General features: G+C 70.5%; 16 protein-coding genes. 13 read left to right on the forward strand and 3 right to left on the reverse strand.

Features of this window, described 5'->3' with window-relative positions:
- Window positions 1-293: 293 nt before the first annotated feature.
- Window positions 294-2,774: a YfhO family protein gene (locus ACIPXC_RS27735; protein WP_401623609.1), complete on the reverse strand. Its 2,481-nt coding sequence runs from the start codon at window positions 2,772-2,774 to the stop codon at window positions 294-296.
- Window positions 2,775-3,141: 367 nt separating this feature from the next.
- Between ACIPXC_RS27735 and rpsL the strand changes: the two genes are divergently transcribed.
- The 4 genes from rpsL to tuf all read left to right on the forward strand — a co-directional run bounded on the left by rpsL (window position 3,142) and on the right by tuf (window position 7,503).
- A complete protein-coding gene (gene rpsL, locus ACIPXC_RS27740) occupies window positions 3,142-3,513 on the forward strand; it encodes a 30S ribosomal protein S12 (RefSeq protein WP_007265893.1) in 372 nt (123 codons plus the stop codon).
- A 2-nt stretch (window positions 3,514-3,515) separates the two neighbouring features.
- Window positions 3,516-3,986, forward strand: coding sequence for a 30S ribosomal protein S7 (rpsG, locus tag ACIPXC_RS27745; RefSeq protein WP_007265894.1), 471 nt, complete (start codon window positions 3,516-3,518; stop codon window positions 3,984-3,986).
- Window positions 3,987-4,025: 39 nt separating this feature from the next.
- Window positions 4,026-6,158: an elongation factor G gene (gene fusA / locus ACIPXC_RS27750; protein WP_401623611.1), complete on the forward strand. Its 2,133-nt coding sequence runs from the start codon at window positions 4,026-4,028 to the stop codon at window positions 6,156-6,158.
- 151 nt (window positions 6,159-6,309) lie between these two features.
- A complete protein-coding gene (gene tuf, locus ACIPXC_RS27755) occupies window positions 6,310-7,503 on the forward strand; it encodes an elongation factor Tu (protein WP_030026472.1) in 1,194 nt (397 codons plus the stop codon).
- 186 nt (window positions 7,504-7,689) lie between these two features.
- Here tuf and rfbC read toward each other — a convergent pair whose 3' ends face one another.
- Together rfbC and rfbA are read right to left on the reverse strand one after the other, a co-directional pair.
- Complete coding sequence (rfbC, locus tag ACIPXC_RS27760; RefSeq protein ID WP_401623613.1) at window positions 7,690-8,289, reverse strand: dTDP-4-dehydrorhamnose 3,5-epimerase; 600 nt, start codon at window positions 8,287-8,289, stop codon at window positions 7,690-7,692.
- Window positions 8,286-9,161 (reverse strand): glucose-1-phosphate thymidylyltransferase RfbA, encoded by an 876-nt coding sequence (rfbA, locus tag ACIPXC_RS27765; RefSeq protein ID WP_401623615.1) that lies wholly within the window; start codon window positions 9,159-9,161, stop codon window positions 8,286-8,288. Before rfbA ends, rfbC begins: the two co-directional genes overlap by 4 nt.
- A gap of 81 nt (window positions 9,162-9,242) precedes the next feature.
- On the opposite strand from rfbA, the gene rfbB reads away from it, so the two are divergent.
- The 9 genes from rfbB (at window position 9,243) to ACIPXC_RS27810 (ending at window position 20,353) form a co-directional block, all read left to right on the forward strand.
- Entirely contained in the window at window positions 9,243-10,220 is a 978-nt protein-coding gene (gene rfbB / locus ACIPXC_RS27770) for a dTDP-glucose 4,6-dehydratase (RefSeq protein ID WP_401623616.1), read from the forward strand.
- Window positions 10,221-10,267: 47 nt separating this feature from the next.
- A complete protein-coding gene (gene rfbD, locus ACIPXC_RS27775) occupies window positions 10,268-11,140 on the forward strand; it encodes a dTDP-4-dehydrorhamnose reductase (RefSeq protein ID WP_401623698.1) in 873 nt (290 codons plus the stop codon).
- Window positions 11,137-12,471, forward strand: coding sequence for a lipopolysaccharide biosynthesis protein (locus ACIPXC_RS27780; RefSeq protein WP_401623618.1), 1,335 nt, complete (start codon window positions 11,137-11,139; stop codon window positions 12,469-12,471). The genes rfbD and ACIPXC_RS27780 overlap by 4 nt, the downstream gene beginning before the upstream one ends.
- Before the next feature lie 68 nt (window positions 12,472-12,539).
- Window positions 12,540-13,229 (forward strand): glycosyltransferase family 2 protein, encoded by a 690-nt coding sequence (locus ACIPXC_RS27785; RefSeq protein WP_401623620.1) that lies wholly within the window; start codon window positions 12,540-12,542, stop codon window positions 13,227-13,229.
- Window positions 13,226-13,642 carry a DUF2304 domain-containing protein gene (locus ACIPXC_RS27790; RefSeq protein WP_401623622.1) on the forward strand — a complete coding sequence of 139 codons (417 nt, stop codon included), beginning with the start codon at window positions 13,226-13,228 and terminating at the stop codon, window positions 13,640-13,642. Before ACIPXC_RS27785 ends, ACIPXC_RS27790 begins: the two co-directional genes overlap by 4 nt.
- A gap of 6 nt (window positions 13,643-13,648) precedes the next feature.
- Window positions 13,649-14,551, forward strand: coding sequence for a glycosyltransferase family 2 protein (locus ACIPXC_RS27795; protein WP_401623624.1), 903 nt, complete (start codon window positions 13,649-13,651; stop codon window positions 14,549-14,551).
- Window positions 14,552-14,708: 157 nt separating this feature from the next.
- Complete coding sequence (locus ACIPXC_RS27800; protein WP_401623626.1) at window positions 14,709-16,391, forward strand: hypothetical protein; 1,683 nt, start codon at window positions 14,709-14,711, stop codon at window positions 16,389-16,391.
- Window positions 16,392-16,529: 138 nt separating this feature from the next.
- On the forward strand, window positions 16,530-19,133 hold the full coding sequence (locus tag ACIPXC_RS27805) for an N-acetylmuramoyl-L-alanine amidase (protein WP_401623628.1): 2,604 nt from the start codon (window positions 16,530-16,532) through the stop codon (window positions 19,131-19,133).
- Between the two features lie 92 nt (window positions 19,134-19,225).
- Window positions 19,226-20,353 (forward strand): hypothetical protein, encoded by a 1,128-nt coding sequence (locus ACIPXC_RS27810; protein ID WP_401623630.1) that lies wholly within the window; start codon window positions 19,226-19,228, stop codon window positions 20,351-20,353.
- Window positions 20,354-20,617 lie beyond the last annotated feature (264 nt).

The raw sequence follows: 20,617 nt of genomic DNA on the forward strand, positions 1-20,617 counted from the left end.
CGGTACGGGCCTCGCCCGCTACCGCAACATCCGGGTGGAGCCCACCGAGGAGGCGAAGGCCGCGATGTACTCGGCCGTCGGCTACGACGACATCGACTACTCGCCCTTCGGCACCGGCTCCGGCCAGGCCGTCCCGCTGGAGGACTACGACTACGGCCCGTACAACGGCTGAGAGCTCGTCAGAAGAAGCCCCCCGCCACTCCGAGAGGAGTGCGGGGGGCTTCCCCGTTCCCACGGGGCGGTCCGTCGGGTGCTCCGGCAGGCCCGTCCGGCCGCCGTGAGCACACCGCGGGTCAGCGCCGGCGGCGCAGGCGCGTCCAGGTCGGGACCGCGGTCAGGGTCAGGAAGGCCAGGGCGGCGGCGGCCAGGCCGGGGTACAGGCCCTTCGGGGTGAAGGTGCAGGAGAACCCGGTGGTGCCCGGGGGGAGGTCCACGGCCAGGAGGCCGTGGAAGGGCCTGACCGGGGCGGAGCAGCTCCAGCCGGGGACGGCCGTGGTGGCGACGACCGCCGTGCCCCGGGTGTCCGCCGGGAGGGTGGCCCCGATCGAGTGGCCGCCGACCGCGACCGCGGTGGCCCCGGTGGCCTTCAGCCGGTCGACGGCGGCGGTGAGCGCCGCGCGGTCCAGGCAGCCCAGCGGGTGGGCGCCCGCGTCGGCGCCCTCCGTACGGGTCCGCACGGTGACGTCCACCGTGCCGGAGGCGGGGACGGGGCCGAGCGGGGTCACCCCCGTCACCGCGCCCGCCAGCGGCTTCTCGGTGGCGCCGGCGCGGAGGGAGCCGTGGAGGCCGGGGGAGTACCAGAAGGCCTCGGAGCCGGGCCGGCACCGCGCCGTGTACGTCCGGTTCCCGGGGTCACCGTCGCGGGTGACGTGCGGGACCTCGTAGACGGTGGCGCCCAGGACGTTCTCCTGCCGGGCGTAGACGCTGTCCGCCGGGTTCGGCGAGGCGTACGCACCGGTGCGTACGGTGACCAGCGCAGGCGCCGGGAACCGCTCGGCCGTCCAGCTGCCCGGGGCGGCCCCCGGGCGGACCCGCGCACCGATCGAGAAGATCGCGTCGAGCACCGGGTTGTCGGCGCCGAAGAAGGTCCGGCCGTCGTTCTTGAAGCCGTAGCCGAGGGGCTCCAGGGCCTTGTAGGTGGCCTCGGGGAGGTAGCTGCTGTAGTACTGCGGGCCCTCCGCGCGGAGCGCCAGGGCGTCGTTGTACGAGGTCTGCGGCGCGCCCGAGTCGGTGCGGTGGGCGGGCCAGTCCTCGACGCCGCGGACGGCGTCGAAGTGCCGGGCGATCGACCCGTTCGAGGTGGGGATCGGCTTCGCCCAGCGCTCGCGGGCCCGGCGGGCGTCGGCGCCGGCGGCGGCCGCGGCCGACTCGGCGAGGACGACGCCGATCATCAGCACGGCGGCCACCGGGACCAGGAAGCGGCGCTTGTCGCCGAGCCGCAGCAGGACCAGCGCCAGCAGGGAGACGGCCCCGCCGCCGAGCACCGCCGGCCAGGTCCAGCCGCCGAAGTCGTCGGTGCGGCGCAGCACGAAGGCGGCCGCGACCAGCAGGCCGGCCATCAGTGCCAGGTGCCGCGGGCGCGGCCGGTTGGCCAGCGCCAGCCAGGCCATGACCACCACCATCGCGCTGAACACGAAGGTCTCGCGGTACGGGTTGCCGTTCGGCACCGCCAGCCCGTGCCAGACGTACTGCGTGGGCGGGAACTGGAAGGAGGCCAGCACCAGTGCGGTCGCGGCCCCCCAGACCAGGCGGGTGCGGCGCGCGACGGAGGTGTTGAGGAGGAAGGAGCCGGCCAGGATCAGGCCGAGCGAGGCCACGTAGAGCCGGGGGCGGCCGCCCCACAGGTGCGTGGCCGGCAGCATGCCCGCGAAGAAGACCTCGATCCGTACGGGGTCGAAGGCGGCGGCCCTGGTGGGCTGCGCAGCGCCGCTGGACAGGAACGAGGGCAGCAGCAGCGGGAGCGTGAGCAGGATGCCGGTCCCGGCGGCCGTCGCGGCCCGCCACAGGGCCAGCAGCCGGTTCCGGGCCGTCGTGTCCCGGGTGGCCAGGCGGACCGCCAGCAGGACGCAGGCGGCCATCGTGGCCATCATCGCGGTGTAGAAGTTCCCGAACCAGGCGAGCGCGACCAGCAGGGCCGCGCCAGGCCAGCGGCGCCCCTCCAGGCACCACTCGACGGCGATGCCGAGCATCGGGAGGGCGACCAGGCCCCAGAGCCACATCGGGATGTACGAGGCGTCGCTGAGGGCCCAGCCGCACAGCCCGTACGTCGCTCCCAGCACGCCCCGCTGCCACCACGGGCCGGCGTGCAGCTTGCCGAGGTACACGGTCATCACGGCGGCGGCGGTGCCCATCGTGACCGGGGTGACCGCGAAGACGGCGAGGTCGACGTGGTCGCGCGGGACGAGCACGGCCAGCCAGGAGAACGGGTTGCCGAGGTAGGTGTGGTAATCGGACAGGGACTGCTGTCCGAATCCGCCGCGCCAGGTGAAGAACAGGTCCCCGGCGGCCTGCCCGTGGACCAGGTCCCACAGCGCCCGGTGGAAGGGCACGTACTGGTTGGCCTGGTCGTTGACGGCCCGCCCGGTGTTGCCGAAGGGGAAGGTGCCGCGCGCCGCCCAGGCCGCGCAGAAGGCCGTCGTGGTCAGCAGGAAGGCCAGCAGGGGACCGCGCGGGCGGGTCGAGCGGCGGACGGACCGGCCGAGGGACCGGCGGGCGTCCGAGGGGTGGTCCGGAGCGGGGGGCCGGGCGTCGACTGTGGTCGGCTCGGGTGCCACGGTCCCCAATGTGCTGCTCCCTGCTGATCGACTCGCGGGCGCCCCGGCCCGGGCAAGCTGTCAGTTTAGGGTGCCGGGGCGGGCCGCCGGGCTGAACGGCCCCCGTCCCGCTTGCGCGCGGCGGGTTTTCGTGCTGGGCATTTGTTTTGACCTACCTCTGTGAGGTAGGTACGCTCTGACCTTGTGCCTGGGGTGTGCCCTGGGCTCCCGCGTGCGCCTCAGACCCGCGGTGAGCCGAGAAGACCACACCGCGATCCGTGCCTCTCTCACCTCGGTGGAAGTGTGCAGGGTCCGACACACCCGACCGCGTGGGTCGGCAAAGTTCCAGGTTAGCTTCACTACACGGCACACAGAAACCGGAGAAGTAGTGCCTACGATCCAGCAGCTGGTCCGTAAGGGCCGGCAGGACAAGGTCGAGAAGACAAAGACTCCCGCGCTTGAGGCCTCGCCCCAGCGTCGTGGTGTCTGCACGCGTGTGTTCACGACCACCCCGAAGAAGCCGAACTCGGCGCTCCGTAAGGTCGCGCGTGTGCGTCTGACCTCCGGCATCGAGGTCACCGCTTACATTCCGGGTGAGGGACACAACCTGCAGGAGCACTCCATCGTGCTCGTGCGTGGTGGCCGTGTGAAGGACCTGCCGGGTGTTCGTTACAAGATCATCCGCGGTGCGCTTGACACCCAGGCTGTCAAGAACCGCAAGCAGGCCCGCAGCCGCTACGGCGCCAAGAAGGAGAAGTAAGAATGCCTCGTAAGGGCCCCGCCCCGAAGCGCCCGGTCATCATCGACCCGGTCTACGCATCTCCTCTGGTGACGTCGCTCATCAACAAGATCCTCCTGAACGGCAAGCGCTCCACCGCCGAGCGCATCGTCTACGGCGCCATGGAAGGCCTCCGCGAGAAGACCGGCAACGACCCGGTCATCACGCTGAAGCGCGCGCTGGAGAACGTCAAGCCGTCCCTCGAGGTCAAGTCCCGCCGTGTCGGTGGCGCGACCTACCAGGTCCCCGTCGAGGTCAAGCCGGGTCGCCAGTCGACCCTGGCGCTGCGCTGGCTCGTGGGTTACTCCCGCGCCCGCCGTGAGAAGACCATGACCGAGCGCCTCATGAACGAGCTGCTCGACGCCTCCAACGGTCTTGGCGCTGCCGTCAAGAAGCGCGAGGACACGCACAAGATGGCCGAGTCCAACAAGGCCTTCGCGCACTACCGCTGGTAGTCGCAACCCACATCGAGACCGAGAGAAGACCGAAGCCTTATGGCTACCACTTCGCTTGACCTGGCCAAGGTGCGCAACATCGGCATCATGGCCCACATCGACGCGGGCAAGACGACCACCACCGAGCGCATCCTGTTCTACACCGGTGTGTCTTACAAGATCGGTGAGGTCCACGACGGCGCCGCCACGATGGACTGGATGGAGCAGGAGCAGGAGCGTGGTATCACCATCACGTCTGCCGCCACCACCTGTCACTGGCCGCTCGAGGATGTTGACCACACCATCAACATCATCGACACCCCGGGTCACGTCGACTTCACCGTCGAGGTGGAGCGTTCGCTCCGCGTGCTCGACGGCGCCGTCACCGTCTTCGACGGTGTGGCCGGCGTGGAGCCGCAGTCCGAGACCGTCTGGCGTCAGGCGGACCGCTACGGCGTCCCGCGCATCTGCTTCGTCAACAAGCTCGACCGCACCGGCGCCGAGTTCCACCGCTGCGTCGACATGATCACGGACCGCCTCGGCGCCGTCCCGATCGTCATGCAGCTCCCCATCGGTGCCGAGGCCGACTTCCAGGGTGTCGTCGACCTCGTCCGCATGAAGGCGCTCGTCTGGTCCGCCGAGGCGACCAAGGGCGAGATGTACGACGTCATCGACATCCCGGCCAGCCACACCGAGGCCGCTGAAGAGTGGCGCGGCAAGCTCGTCGAGACCGTCGCCGAGAACGACGAAGAGATGATGGAGCTCTTCCTCGAGGGCATCGAGCCCACCGAGGAGCAGCTGCACGCCGCTGTCCGTCGCATCATCCTCGGCTCCGGCAAGGGCAAGGGCGAGCCCACGATCACCGCGGTGTTCTGTGGCACGGCGTTCAAGAACAAGGGCGTTCAGCCCCTGCTCGACGCCGTCGTCCGCTACCTGCCGTCGCCGCTGGACATCGAGGCCATCGAGGGCCACGACGTCCGCGACGCCGAGACGGTCGTGAAGCGCAAGCCGTCCGACGAGGAGCCCCTCGCCGCGCTCGCGTTCAAGATCATGAGCGACCCGCACCTCGGTAAGCTCACCTTCGTCCGGGTTTACTCGGGCCGCCTGGAGGCCGGCACCGCGGTGCTGAACTCCGTCAAGGGCAAGAAGGAGCGCATCGGCAAGATCTACCGCATGCACGCGAACAAGCGTGAGGAGATCGACTCGGTGGGCGCCGGCGACATCGTCGCCGTGATGGGCCTGAAGCAGACCACCACCGGTGAGACGCTGTGCGACGACAAGCAGCCCGTGATCCTGGAGTCCATGGACTTCCCGGCTCCGGTCATCCAGGTCGCCATCGAGCCCAAGTCCAAGGGTGACCAGGAGAAGCTGGGTGTCGCCATCCAGCGTCTCGCGGAGGAGGACCCCTCCTTCCACGTTCACTCGGACGAGGAGACGGGCCAGACCATCCTCGGCGGTATGGGCGAGCTGCACCTCGAGGTGCTGGTCGACCGTATGAAGCGCGAGTTCAAGGTCGAGGCCAACGTCGGCAAGCCGCAGGTCGCGTACCGCGAGACGATCCGCAAGGCCGTCGAGCGTCACGACTACACCCACAAGAAGCAGACCGGTGGTACCGGTCAGTTCGCCAAGGTGCAGATCGCGATCGAGCCCATCACCGAGGCCGACGGCCCGGCGTACGAGTTCGTGAACAAGGTCACCGGCGGTCGTGTGCCGAAGGAGTACATCCCTTCGGTGGACGCGGGTGCGCAGGAGGCCATGCAGTTCGGCATCCTGGCCGGCTACGAGATGACGGGCGTCCGCGTCACGCTTCTCGACGGTGGCTACCACGAGGTCGACTCCTCCGAGCTCGCCTTCAAGATCGCCGGTTCGCAGGCCTTCAAGGAGGCCGCGCGCAAGGCGTCGCCCGTTCTGCTCGAGCCGATGATGGCCGTTGAGGTCACCACGCCCGAGGAGTCCATGGGTGATGTCATCGGTGACATCAACTCCCGCCGTGGCCAGATCCAGGCCATGGAGGACCGTCACGGAGCCAAGATCGTCAAGGGCCTCGTGCCCCTGTCGGAGATGTTCGGCTACGTCGGCGACCTCCGCAGCAAGACCTCGGGTCGCGCCAGCTACTCGATGCAGTTCGACTCCTACGCCGAGGTTCCCCGGAACGTCGCCGAGGAGATCATCGCGAAGGCCAAGGGCGAGTAACTCTTCGGAGTACACGCTTTAGGCTTGTCACCGGCAGCCTCTGGGGCAACAGGAGCCACTCCCGTTGCCCCGGGGACCGGCCGGCTTTCCAGCAAAGATCACCTGGCGCCGATCTGTAAGGCGTACAGAACCACTCTCCAGGAGGACCCCCGTGGCGAAGGCGAAGTTCGAGCGGACTAAGCCGCACGTCAACATCGGCACCATCGGTCACATTGACCACGGTAAGACGACCCTCACGGCCGCCATTACCAAGGTGCTGCACGACGCGTACCCGGACCTGAACGAGGCCTCGGCCTTCGACCAGATCGACAAGGCTCCTGAGGAGCGCCAGCGCGGTATCACCATCTCCATCGCGCACGTCGAGTACCAGACCGAGGCGCGTCACTACGCCCACGTCGACTGCCCGGGTCACGCGGACTACATCAAGAACATGATCACCGGTGCCGCGCAGATGGACGGCGCCATCCTCGTGGTCGCCGCCACCGACGGCCCGATGCCGCAGACCAAGGAGCACGTGCTCCTGGCCCGCCAGGTCGGCGTTCCGTACATCGTCGTCGCCCTGAACAAGGCCGACATGGTGGACGACGAGGAGATCCTGGAGCTCGTCGAGCTCGAGGTCCGTGAGCTGCTCTCCGAGTACGAGTTCCCGGGCGACGACCTGCCGGTCGTCCGCGTCTCCGCGCTGAAGGCGCTCGAGGGCGACAAGGAGTGGGGCGAGAAGCTCCTCGGCCTCATGACCGCCGTCGACGAGGCCATCCCGACCCCGCCGCGTGACACCGAGAAGCCGTTCCTCATGCCCGTCGAGGACGTCTTCACGATCACCGGTCGCGGTACGGTCGTCACCGGCCGTATCGAGCGTGGTGTCCTGAAGGTCAACGAGACCGTCGACATCATCGGTATCAAGGAAGAGAAGACCACCACCACGGTCACCGGTATCGAGATGTTCCGCAAGCTGCTCGACGAGGGCCAGGCCGGTGAGAACGTCGGTCTGCTCCTCCGTGGCATCAAGCGCGAGGACGTCGAGCGCGGCCAGGTCATCATCAAGCCGGGTTCGGTCACCCCGCACACCGAGTTCGAGGCCCAGGCCTACATCCTGTCGAAGGACGAGGGTGGCCGTCACACCCCGTTCTTCAACAACTACCGTCCGCAGTTCTACTTCCGTACCACGGACGTCACGGGTGTCGTCACCCTGCCGGCCGGCACGGAGATGGTCATGCCGGGCGACAACACCGAGATGTCGGTCGCGCTGATCCAGCCGGTCGCCATGGAGGAGGGCCTGAAGTTCGCCATCCGTGAGGGTGGTCGTACCGTGGGCGCCGGCCAGGTCACCAAGATCACGAAGTAATTCGTGCTCTGACCCGGTAGCCCGTTGACGGGCACCATGTTGCACTGGAGGGCCCCGGCCCATCGCTTCGGCGGTGGGGCGGGGCCCTTCGGCGTTGCCGGACCCGCGGCGGACGTGCTGCGGGTACGCGGGAAGGGCCGCACCCAAGCGGTGGGTGCGGCCCTTCCCGTACGGAGTGGCGGTGCGTCAGTTCGCGCGCAGGGACTCGGTGAACTCGATGCAGGCGGCGTGGTCGGGCAGCAGCCCGGTCGCGATGGCCTCGGCCAGCGACGGGGCGGCCTCGTCGCGCGCGGACAGCTGCGGGACGTCGGCCGGCCACTCGATGCCCAGGTCCGGGTCGAGCGGGTGCACCGAGTGCTCGCCCGTCGGGTTGTACGTCTCCGAGCACAGGTACGACAGGGTCGCGTCGTCGGTCAGGGCGCAGAAGCCGTGGCCGAGGCCCTCGGGGATGTAGACGGCGCGGCGGTCGACGTCGTCGAGGCGGACGCCCTCCCACCTGCCGAAGGTGGGGGAGCCCACCCGGAGGTCGACGATGACGTCGAGCACGGCGCCGCGCACGCAGGTCACGTACTTGGCCTGGCCGCGCGGCACGTCGGCGAAGTGGATGCCGCGGACCACGCCGGCGGCGGAGACGGAGAGGTTCGCCTGCGCCAGGTTCAGCGGGTGGCCGACGACCTCCGCCAGCCGGTCGAAGCGGTACCACTCGGTGAACAGGCCGCGCGGGTCGCCGTGCAGCTGCGGGGTCACCTCGAAGGCGCCCGCGATGGAGAGCTCGCGGAACTTCACTGGCCCTCCGCCTCGTCGAGCAGGGCCAGCAGGTACGTGCCGTAGCCGCTCTTGGTCAGCGGCTCGGCGAGCGCGCGCAGCTGGGCGGAGTCGATCAGGCCGGCCCGCCAGGCCGCCTCCTCGATGCAGCCGATCTTGAAGCCCTGGCGCTCCTCGATCACGCGGACGAACTCGGAGGCCTGGACCATCGAGACGAAGGTGCCGGTGTCGAGCCAGGCGGTACCGCGGTCCAGGATGGTGACGTTCAGTTCGCCGGCCTGGAGGTACGCGTCGTTGACGGCGGTGATCTCCAGCTCGCCGCGGGCGCTGGGCTCAAGACCCCTGGCTATCTCGACGACCTGGTTGTCGTAGAAGTACAGACCCGGCACCGCGTAGCGGGACTTGGGCTTGACCGGCTTCTCCTCGATGGAGATGGCCTGGCCCTTCTCGTCGAACTCCACGACGCCGTAGGCGGTCGGGTCCGCCACCGGGTACGCGAACACGCGGCCGCCCTTGGCGTCGGTGTGCTGGGCGAGGCGGGTGCCGAGGCCGCTGCCGTGGAAGATGTTGTCGCCGAGGATCAGCGCGACGGACTCGTCGCCGATGAAGTCGGCGCCGAGCACGAACGCCTGGGCGATGCCCTCCGGGCGCTCCTGGACGGCGTACTCCAGCCGCAGTCCGAACTGCGAACCGTCGCCGAGCAGACGCTCGAACTGGTCACGGTCCTCAGGGGTGGTGATGATCAGGATCTCGCTGATGCCCGCCATCACCAGGGTGGAGAGCGGGTAGTAGATCATCGGCTTGTCGAAGACGGGCAGCAGCTGCTTCGAGACGGCCCGAGTCAGCGGCCAGAGTCGCGATCCGGTGCCACCGGCCAAAAGGATTCCACGCATGGGTGAACCCTATGCGAGAGGGCCGGGGCGGTCCGACCGTCCGGCGTGTGACGTTCGGCAGGCGGCTAGACTCTTCGTATTATGCGCATCCTCGTGACCGGCGGCGCCGGCTTCATCGGTTCAGAATTCGTCCGCCAGCAGCTCGGTGCAGACGCCACGGCGCAGATCACCGTCTTCGACAAGCTGACCTACTCGGGCGTCGAGGCCAACCTCGCCCCGGTCGCGGGCCACTGCGGATACCGCTTCGTGCAGGGCGACATCTGCGACGCCGAGGCCGTCGACCAGGTGATGGCCGGCCACGACGTGGTCGTGCACTTCGCCGCCGAGTCCCACGTGGACCGTTCGATCGCCGGTGCGGGCCCCTTCGTCATGACGAACGTCGTCGGTACCCAGGTGCTGCTGGACGCCGCCCGCAAGCACGGCGTCGGCCGCTTCGTCCACATCTCCACCGACGAGGTCTACGGCTCCATCACCGAGGGTTCCTGGACCGAGGAGTGGCCGCTGGTGCCCAACTCCCCGTACTCCGCCTCCAAGGCGTCCTCCGACCTGCTGGCGCTGGCCTACGCGCGCACGCACGGCATGGACGTGGTGGTCACCCGCTGCTCCAACAACTACGGGCACTACCAGTTCCCGGAGAAGGTCATCCCGCTGTTCGTCTCGAACCTGATGGACGGCAAGAAGGTCCCGCTGTACGGCAACGGCGGCAACGTCCGCGACTGGCTGCACGTCTCCGACCACTGCCGCGGCATCGACCTGGCCATGCGGGGGGGCCGGGCCGGCGAGGTCTACAACATCGGCGGCGGCACCGAGCTCACCAACAAGGAGCTCACCGGTGTCCTGCTGGAGGCCGCGGGCCTGGGCTGGGACATGGTCGAGCACGTCGAGGACCGCAAGGGCCACGACCTGCGCTACTCCATCGACATCAGCAAGATCGGTGCCGAGCTGGGCTACGCCCCGCAGGTCACCTTCGAGGACGGCATCAGGGCCACCATCGACTGGTACCGCGAGAACCGCGCCTGGTGGGAGCCGCTGAAGGCGAAGGCGGCCCTGCAGAAGTGAGCACCAACTCACTGGCCGGCCGCTGGCTCGTCACCGGCGCCGGCGGGATGCTCGGCCAGGACGTCCTGACCGTCCTGGAGCGCGCCGGGATCGAGGCCGTGGGCCTGCGCCGTGCCGACCTCGACATCACCGACCCGGCCGCCGTCCGGGCCGCGGTCGAGGGCGTCACCGTGGTAGTGAACTGCGCCGCCTGGACGGACGTGGACGGCGCCGAGACCGCCGAGGAGGCCGCGACCGCCGTCAACGGCGCCGCCGTGCGCGTCCTCGCCGGGGCGTGCGCCGACGCCCACGTGCGCCTGGTCCACGTCTCCACCGACTACGTGCTGCCCGGCGACGCCTCGGAGCCGTACCGCGAGGACGCCGAGACCGGCCCGGTCAACGCCTACGGGCGTTCCAAGCTGGTCGGCGAGCAGGCCGTCACCGAGCTGCTGCCGCAGGACGGATACGTCGTACGGACGGCCTGGCTGTACGGCGAGCACGGCCCCAACTTCGTCGCCACCATGCTGAAGCTGGCCGCCCAGCGCGACACCCTCGACGTGGTCGACGACCAGCACGGTCAGCCCACGTGGTCCTACGCGCTGGCCCGCCACCTGGTCGACCTCGGCCTGGCCGCCCTCAAGGGCCGGGCCATGGGCGGGATCTACCACGGCACCGCGAGCGGCCGGACCACCTGGATGGGGCTCGCCCGCGAGACCTACCGGCTGAGCGGTCTGGACCCCGAGCGGATCCGGCCGACCACGTCCGAGGCGTTCGTCCGCCCCGCGGCCCGTCCCGCCTTCAGCGTGCTCGCGCACGACGCCTGGAAGGAGGAGGCCGGCCTGGAGCCGCTCCCCGACTGGCGCGAACAGCTGACCCAGGCGCTCGCCACCCCCGGCTTCGCCGCACTCGCGAAGGCGGCCCGGGACGGCCGCGCGGGATGAGAACCCTGCTGAACAAGCTGACCGCGGCGCTGCCGCCGGGCACCGTCGCGGTGGCCGGCGGCACCGTCGTGCTCGGCGCCGCGTCCTACGCCCACCTCGGCGTGGCCGGCCACAGCCTGTCCGACGCGGGCTATGCCAACGTCTCGGTGCTGTGGACGATCGTGATGTCCCTCGGCATCGGCATCTTCTTCCCCCTGGAGCAGGAGCTCACCCGGATCGTCTCCGCCCGCGTGGTCCTCGGCCAGGGCGCGGCCCCGGTGCTGCTCCGCGCCGGCCTGCTCACCGCGGGCGTCCTCGGCGCGACCCTGCTGGTCCTCGGCCTCGGCGCCGGCCCCCTCGCCGACCTGCTGTTCCACGGGGACCGCGCCCTGGTGGCGGCGCTCGGCGGGGCCTTCGCCGGCATGGCCGTCTGCTACCTCACCCGCGGTGTGCTGGCCGGGCTCGGCCGCTTCGGCGCGTACGGCACCCAGCTCGCCGTCGACGGCGGCCTGCGGATCGTGCTCGCCTTCGGCTGCGCCCTCCTCGGGCTGCACTCGGCCCTGGCCTTCAGCCTCATCCTGGCCGTCGCGCCCGTCGTCGCGACGCTGGTGACGCTGCCCGCGCTGCTGCGCGCCGTCGGCCCGGGCGAGCAGATCGCCTGGCGCGACCTGACGGGCGGCCTCGGCCTGCTGGTCTGCGCGACCCTGCTGTCCCAACTGGTCGTGAACGCGGCCGTGATGAGCACCAAGCTGCTGGCTCCGTCCGACAGCGCGCTGATCGCGGCGCTGATGAGCGCGACCGTCCTCGCGCGGGTGCCGCTCTTCGTCTTCGGCTCGCTCCAGGCCTCGCTGCTCAGCGGCCTGACCGCAGCCTTCACCGCCGGCGACCGCGTGGCCTTCTGGGCGATGCTGCGCCGGATCGCCATGGTCGTCGCAGCGCTCGGTCTGCTCGGCGGAGTGCCCGCCACGGTCCTCGGCCCGTGGCTCATCGAGGTGCTGTTCGGCATCCAGGACCCGGTGCTGGGACGCTTCGACTTCTTCCTGCTGTCCGCAGGCACCGCCGCGTACATGTTCGCGATGGTTCTGGGACAGGCGCTCATGGTATTCAAGCGGCACAACCTGCAGTTGCTCTCCTGGGCCCTCGGCACCGCGGTCCTGGCGGGCATCACCCTGATCCCCGGCGAGGTGTCGATGCGCGTGATCGTCGCCTACGCCCTGGGCTCCACCGCCACCGTGCTCGCTATGCTGACAGCCCTCAGGCTGAGCTTCTCCGGAGCCGCGGCCGCAGCCGGTGAAGCCCCCCGGCAGACGGCCGAGACCGACGCCCCGGGCGTGGGCGCGGTCGGGAGATGACCATGCCGGCCCACGACGCCACACCGATCACCGAGCACTCGTACGTGCCACTTTCCGCTGGAGCTACCGTGTCCCAATACGACGATGTCTGGCTGGTCATACCGGCCTATAACGAGGGCCAGGTGATCGCCGAGGTGGTCGAGGGGGCCCGCAAGACGTTCCCCAACATCGTCGTCGTCGACGACGGCAGCACCGACGACTCGGCCGAGCACATAGCCACCACGGGCGCCCACCTGGTCCGCCACCCGGTCAACCTCGGTCAGGGCGCGGCCCTCCAGACCGGTCTGAAGTACGCGCTCGCCCAGCCCGGCGCCCGCTACTTCGCGACCTTCGACGCCGACGGCCAGCACCAGACCAAGGACGTCGAGACGATGGTCGGCGTGCTGCGGCGGGACGAGGCCGACGTCGTGCTCGGTTCCCGCTTCATCGAGCAGAACGGCCAGGTGCCGTGGATCAAGCAGGTCGTGCTGCGTACGGCCGCCGCCGTCAGCCCGACCGCCCGCAAGCTCAAGCTCACCGACGCGCACAACGGTCTGCGCGTCCTGAGCCGCAAGGCCGCCGAGCAGCTGAACATCACCATGAACGGCATGGCGCACGCGTCCGAGCTCGTCGGTTTCCTGGCGGGCTCCGACCTGCGGGTCACCGAGGTCCCGGTGGACATCCTCTACACCGAATACTCGCGCTCCAAGGGCCAGTCCCTCATCAACGGCGTGAACATCATCTTTGACATTTCGCTGCGGGAGCGTGGGCGTCGATGAAGTACTTCTGGATCCAGCTCGTCCTGATCGTCGGCTCCGTGTCGATGGCCCTGGTGTTCATCCGCACGTGGAGCCAGGCGAAGAACCGGGCCTGGAAGCGCATCGCGTTCTCGCTGTTCGTCCTCGTCAACGTGTACGCGGTGCTCCGCCCGACGGACGTCACCTGGCTCGCGCACCAGCTCGGCGTCGGCCGCGGCACCGACCTGGTGCTCTACGTGATGGTCCTCGCGATGGGCTTCCTCACGCTCAACACCTTCCTGCGGTTCCGCTCGCTGGAGAAGAAGATCACCGACCTCGCCCGGACCGTGGCCATCAACGAGGGCATGCGGCACAACGACGAGCGCCTGAGCGTCGAGCCCGGCGCCGAGGCGGTCGTCACGGCGGACGCCGACTCCGACTCCGTGAAGGCCTGACGTTCCATGGTGACCTTCGACTTCATGCTCCCCTACTACGGGGACGTGCAGCTGATGCAGGACGCCGTCCGCAGCGTCCTCGCGCAGACGGACCGGGACTTCCGCCTCGTCGTGATCGACGACGGCAAGGAGCCCGACGTGCCGGGCTGGTTCGCCGCGCTCGGCGACGACCGCGTGCACTACACGCGCAACGAGCAGAACCTCGGCATCACCAAGAACTTCCAGAAGTGCGTGCGGCTCTCCGAGGCCGACCACGTGGTCATCATGGGCTGCGACGACGTGCTGCACCCGCACTACCTGGAGACCGTCCGCGCGATCGTCGAGGCCCACCCGGGCACCGGCATGGTCCAGCCGGGCGTCGAGGTCATCGACGGCACCGGCCAGGTCACCCAGGGCGGCCTCGCCGACAACACCAAGAAGCGGCTGTACGCGCCGCAGGTGAAGGGCCGCCGCCTGATGGGCGGGGAGGAGCTGGCCGCCAGCGTGCTGCGCGGCAACTGGCTCTACTTCCCGTCGATCGCCTGGCGCGGCGAGGTGCTGCGCAAGGTGAACTTCCGGGACGACTACTCCGTCATCCAGGACCTCGCGCTCGTGGTCGACCTGCTCGAAGGCGGGGAGCAGATGGTCGTCGACAACTCGACGACCGTCTTCCAGTACCGCCGGCACGCCGTCAGCGAGTCGTCGGTACAGGCCTTCTCCGGCACCCGCTTCGCCGAGGCCGAGCGCTACTTCTCCGCGGTGGCCGCCCGTATGGACGCCCGCGGCTGGCCGAAGGCGGCGCGCGCCGCGCGCTTCCACAGCGCCTCCCGGCTGCACGCGCTGACGATGCTCCCCGGAGCCCTGCGCAGCGGCAACAAGGAGGGCGCCCGCACCCTGGCCAAGCACGCCTTCACCTCCGGCCAGAACTGATCAGACCCCGCCCACCACGAAACGGACCGAGATGACACACCTGGCCCCCGAGGCGGTCGGCGAAGCCGACGCCCCGGCCCGGCGTCCTGGCGAACCGGCGCAGGGCGAGAGCCACCCCGCCCCTTCGCGGAGCGGGGGGTGGTTGTCCCGTCGGTGGGTGCAGATCCTGGCCGAGGTGGTCGTCAGCCTGGTGGCAGCCCTCGGGTACACGCTGCTGAGCCGGCACATCGGCGTCAACCCGATGAACCGCCTGGGCCAGGTCAGCGGACTCGCCAGGCTCCAGCTGCACGCGGCCGTCCTCGGACTCCCGCTGCTCGGACTGCTGCTCTACACGGCCCACCGCGGCTCGGTCCGGCGCCACGCGCTGGTCAAGCGGCTGGTCTGCGCAGCCCTGGCCGGGCTCGCCACGGGCATCGTGGCCGGCGGCGTGGTCGTCGCGCTGCGCGGCACCCCGTACCCGCTCGGCGGGCAGGAGGGCGACCCGAGCGTCCTGGTGGAGATGGCCAACTCGTTCCTGTCGGGCGAGGGCATGTCGGGCATCTACCCGCCCGCCTTCCCGGCGCTCATCGCCCTGTGGGCCAAGGTCCGCTACGACGGCCTCGGCACCGCCGGCTTCGCCCTGCACGACCTGCAGATCGTCTGCAGCGCCCTGGTCGGCCCGATGGCGTACCTGTCCTGGCGCCTGCTGCTGCGCCCCTTCTGGGCGCTGCTGATCGCCGTCCCGGCGGCCGTGCTCTTCCTCGACCCGATCCGCCCGTACAGCCACGTCGTGATGATCGTGCTGCTGCCGCTCCTCGGGTACCTCTTCCGTGAGCTGCGCCGGTCGGCCGGCCGCACCCCGAAGTCCCTGGTGCTGCGGGGCACGGCCCTCGGCGCGGTCTTCGGCGCGCTCTTCCTCTGGTACTCGGGCTGGTACGTCTGGGCCGCGCCCGGCGCCGCCGTCCTCTTCCTCTTCCTCTTCCCGTGGCGGGCCGGCGCCCCCGCGGTGAAGCGGGCGGCGCTGTTCGTCGGCTCCGTCCTGGTCACCGCCGGGATCATCGGCGCCCCGCTCCTCTACCAGATGGCGCGGCTGGGATCGCAGACCCCGGACCGGTACGCCTACCTCGGGGTGTACGCGGACCCCGGGTACGTCCTGGGCTGGATCTCCGACCGGACGGGCTACATCAAGTACAACCAGTGGCCGGTCTCCGGCGAGATGGCGGGCCAGACCGGGTTCGCGCTGCTGCTGATCCTCGGCGTGGGCCTCGGAGTCGGCCTCGGCCTGCGGAACATCATGGTCCGTACCGCGGCGGCGGTCCTCGCGGGCGCCTGGCTGGCCCGCTTCTGGTTCGCCTCGCACATGGCGCAGGACAAGGCGGTCCAGCTCTTCCCGCGGACCACCTGGATCATCATGTACGCGCTGATGATCCTGGCCGTCCTCGGTGTGATGGTGGCGGTCCAGCGGGGCTCGGGCTGGACGGAGCGGACCCTGCGCCCGGCCTCCGCCGCCCCGTCGGCGCGGGTCGTTCCGCGGCGGACGATCCGTCAGCTCTCGGCGGGCATGGTGTGCGCGGTCGCACTGTTCGCCACCATGGGCGCCTCCTGGTCGGTCAACCGCTACATGCCGACCCACGAGGACACCGACCTCATGGGCCTCGACGCCTGGCGCGCGCACAACATCAAGCTGCCGAACGGCAAGTGCCCGCGCTTCGCCCCGAACAAGGACTGCGCGGACGTCCAGGTCAAGCTGTGGAAGCAGCACCCGGACCGCGGCGAGATCTGGTGCGCCAACATCGTGGCGAAGGACTGGCCCGCGATCTGCGGCCGCAAGGCGCCGTTCAAGGACAAGTCGGTGGAATAGCACCCCTGTACGACCCGACTGCGACGCGCATCACGTACGCAGCCCCCGCCCCCCGCTGATCGGCCGTCACGGCGGCCAGTAGGATCCGATCGGCCAGTGCTGTCATCTGGCAGGTTCTTACAGGGGGTTGGGGACAACGTGAAGATAGGTCGTGCGCGCGGAACGGCTCTGGCCGCCGCGCTCGGCGTCGTCGCCGTCCTGGGCATCCAGGGCGTCGCAAGCGGCACCGGCGGTTCCGACGGGGGAGAGGTGTCGCCCTACAGCGCCCGCGCCCGCGAGAAGGGCCCGGTCGAGGGAGAGCTGCACAAGCTCGCCCTCAAGCCGAAGGGCCGGGGCGAGGCCGTCCTCTCCCAGCAGGACACCGAGCCGTTCGGGCTCCTCGGCGTCTCCTGGACCGACCCCGAGGCCGAGGTGAAGGGCAGGATCGAGGCCCGCACCCGGGACGCCGACAGCGGCAAGTGGTCGAAGTGGGTCGTGCTGGAGCAGGCCGAGTCCGGCCTCGACGGCAAGCGCCCGGGCCTGCGCGGTGCCACCGAACCCGTCTGGGTCGGCCCGTCCGACGGCGCCGAGGTACGGGTCACCGGGGGCGGCACGCTGCCCGCCGGCATGGAGCTGAACCTGGTGGACCCGGGTGCCGGCGCCGCGAAGGCGAAGAAGAAGGGCGACCTGGGCCTCGGCCCGGCGGCCTTCGCCCTCCCCGCCGAGGACCCCGCGCCGACGACGCCGGGACCGGAATCGACCGCCCCGCGGCCGAACGTGGTCTCGCGCGTGCAGTGGGGCGCCGACGAGTCCCTGAACGACGAGGGCCCGGTCTACCTGCCCGGCGGGAAGATCAAGGCGGTCTTCGTCCACCACACCGCGGCCACGGCGCCGTACGACTGCTCCGAGTCCGCGGCGATCGTCCGCAGCCTGCACGTCTACCACGTGGAGGGCAACGGCTGGCGCGACCTCGGCTACAACTTCCTCGTCGACAAGTGCGGAACGCTCTTCGAGGGCCGCCAGGGCGGTGTGGACCAGCCCGTCCAGGGCGCCCACACCTACGGCTGGAACGCCGAGTCGACGAGCGTCTCCGTCCTCGGCGACTACACGGGCGCCGGCGCCTCGGCCGCCGCGCTCGACGGCATCTCCAAGGTGGCGGCGTACAAGCTGGGCCAGTACGACGGCGACATGAACGGCACCGCGACGCTGACCGCGGGCGCCACCCAGACGAACTTCTCCGGCAAGAGCTTCACCGCCGGCCAGCAGTACGAGTTCAAGTCGCTCTCGGGTCACCGCGACGGCTTCAACACCCAGTGCCCCGGCAACTCGCTCTACCCGCAGCTCGAAGCGCTCCGCCAGACGGGACCCGCCGCCCAGCTGAAGATCGCCTCCGTGAACGGGGCGACGGCCACGCCGGGCGCCACCCTCCCGAGCGGCGCCGCCCTCACCGTCGACTGGACCACCAGCACGGCCACCGGCCGACTGGCCAGGTTCGAGCTGCTCGTGGACGGCGAGGCCACCGCGGTCACCGACGCCGCCGCCCGCAAGGCGACCGCCGTCGTGGCCGACGGCAAGCACGAGGTCCGGGTCCGGGCGACCGCCGCGAACGGCAAGGTCTCCACGAGCCTTCCGGTCACCGTCGACGCGGAGGTCAAGGGCGCCAAGTTCGTCCCGCTCTCCCCGAAGCGCCTGATGGACACCCGTGAGGGTCTCGGTGTCCGCAAGGGCCCGGTCGGCAGCGGCGAAGTGGTCACCCTGCCGGTGGCCGCCGCGACCGGCGGCACGCCCACCGCGGTGGTCCTGAACGTGACGGCGACGAACCCGACGCAGCCGAGCTTCGTGTCGGTGTACCCGAGCGGCACGACCCGCTCCAGCGCGTCGAACCTGAACTTCACGCCGGGGAAGACGATTCCCAACCTGGTGGTCGTGCCGGTCGTCAACGGGAGCGTCAGCTTCTACAACAACCAGGGCACCGTCGACCTGATCGCGGACATCACCGGCTACTTCACCTCCACCGGTGACGGCGCCACGCAGACCAACTTCGGCCCGAAGCGCCTGATGGACACCCGTAACGGCACCGGCGTCCCGGCCGCCCCGGTCGGCACCGGCGGGGTGGTCACCCTGCCCGTGGCGGGCGTCGGCGGAATCCCGGCCACCGGCGTCAAGGCCGTGGTGCTGAACGTGACGGCGACGAACCCGACGCAGCCGAGCTTCGTGTCGGTGTACCCGAGCGGCACGACCCGCTCCAGCGCGTCGAACCTGAACTTCACCCCGGGCCAGACCATCCCCAACCTGGTGGTGGTGCCCGTCGTGGACGGCAAGGTCAGCTTCTACAACAACCAGGGCACCGTCGACCTGATCGCGGACATCACCGGCTACTTCTCCGACAGCGACACGGGCGCCACGCACGCCAACTTCGGCCCGAAGCGCCTGATGGACACCCGCACGGGCACCGGCGTCCGCAAGGGCCCGGTCACCGGCGGCGGCGTCGTCACCCTGCCCGTGGCGGGCGTCGGCGGAATCCCGGCCACCGGGATCAAGGCCGTGGTGCTGAACGTGACCGCGACGAACCCGACCGAGGCCAGCTACGTGTCGGTGTACCCGAGCGGCACGACCCGCTCCAGCGCGTCGAACCTGAACTTCACCGCCGGCGTCACGATCCCCAACCTGGTGGTCGTGCCCGTGGTGGACGGCAAGGTCAGCTTCTACAACAACTCGGGCTCCGTGGATCTCATCGCGGACATCACCGGGTACTTCCGCTGACGGAAGAAACGCCTTCGTGCAGGTGAGGGGCTCCGCACCACCCGGTGCGGAGCCCCTCGCGCGTGTACGGGCGGACCAAGGGGAGGACAGACATGGGGAACAACGACAACGGCACACCGGGCATCTCCGACGAGGAGTGGGCCCGGTTCGCGGAGCAGGCCGCGCAGGGGGCGGGGGACGCGCCGAGGGAGCCGTCCGCGCGGGCGCGCATGGTGACCGAGCGGCTGCGCGAGGAGCGCCGCCGGGGCCAGGAGCCGCCGGGCTGGCGCACCGGCCCGGCGTGGCAGGAGATGCAGGGCAGGGGCAGGCGCAGGAGGCGCCTCAAGGCCTTCGCGGCCGTCGTCCTGGTCGCAGGGCTCACACTGATCGCCGTACGGCCCGAGCTGGTCATCGACCGGATCACCGGCCGGACCCAGGCCCGCGAGGACGCCGCGAAGGCGGCCCCGCTGCCCGCGGAGTCCGTACGGCCGACCGCCGCGCCCCCGTCGCTGCCGCCCGACCGGCCGACCCTGCAGGAGCCCTTCCGCGGCTCCCCGGCCCTCCAGTGGGCGGACGGCGCCGCCGGTATCGAGGTCCCCGCGGCGAAGCCCGTGGCCGGGATGTCCGAGGAGACGGTCGCGGACGCGTTCCAGAAGGCCCGGCAGTTCCTCGTCGCGGCCAACCTGGACCCGGCGACCCTGCGGGGGGAGCGGCCCGCCTCCGCGATCGCGCTCCTCGACCCCCGTCAGCCCGACCTGCTGAAGGACGTGGAGCAGTACCTGAAGGCGCCCACCGCGCAGGACACGCCCGCCCTGCTCTTCACCCGCTTCGACCCCGCCCGGGTCAAGCCGGTCGGCGAGGTCGTCAAGGTGCGCGGCAGCATGCGCGCGGAGCCGGGGGAGCCCGGCGAACTGCTCGTGGTGGCGGACTACACCTTCGTCCACCCCGTGACGCCGGCGACGGGGGGCTCGGACGTGCAGCGCACCATCGTGCGGCGGCAGACCACCTTCGCCCTGCTCGACCCGGCCCGCTGGGAGACCACGCGGGGCCGCCTGCAGCTGCGCGCGTACCACTCGGAGTGGTCGAACGTGGAGTGCGAGGCGGCCGACGGGTTCCTCCACCCGCAGTTCACGGCGGACGTGCCCGCGGGGCCGCAGCCCAGCGGGCCGGCGGTGGATCCGTACGACCGCAGCAGGGATATCAGGGACGCGAAGGCGTGCGGGACGGTGACCCGCTCCTGACCGGGGGAGGCCCCGCCCCGCGAAGGGCGCGGCGCGGTTTGACCACTCAGCGTGGCGGGGTATTCTCTTCGGCCCGATTGGCCAGGTACGTGTCTCGTATGGCAGACTACTCAAGTTGCTCGGCTGAGTGCCGATGCTGCGCGCCTCCCGCCGGGAGGACCGGAAGCGAGTCCCACAGTACTCGTCGTCCTTAATCTGCCCCTCCGGGCAGCAATGGGGACGGACGTACGGGAATCTTCTGGGAAGTGTCAGCACGGTGCCCAC

This window comes from Streptomyces sp. NPDC090021, assembly GCF_044748225.1.
Lineage (GTDB): Bacteria > Actinomycetota > Actinomycetes > Streptomycetales > Streptomycetaceae > Streptomyces.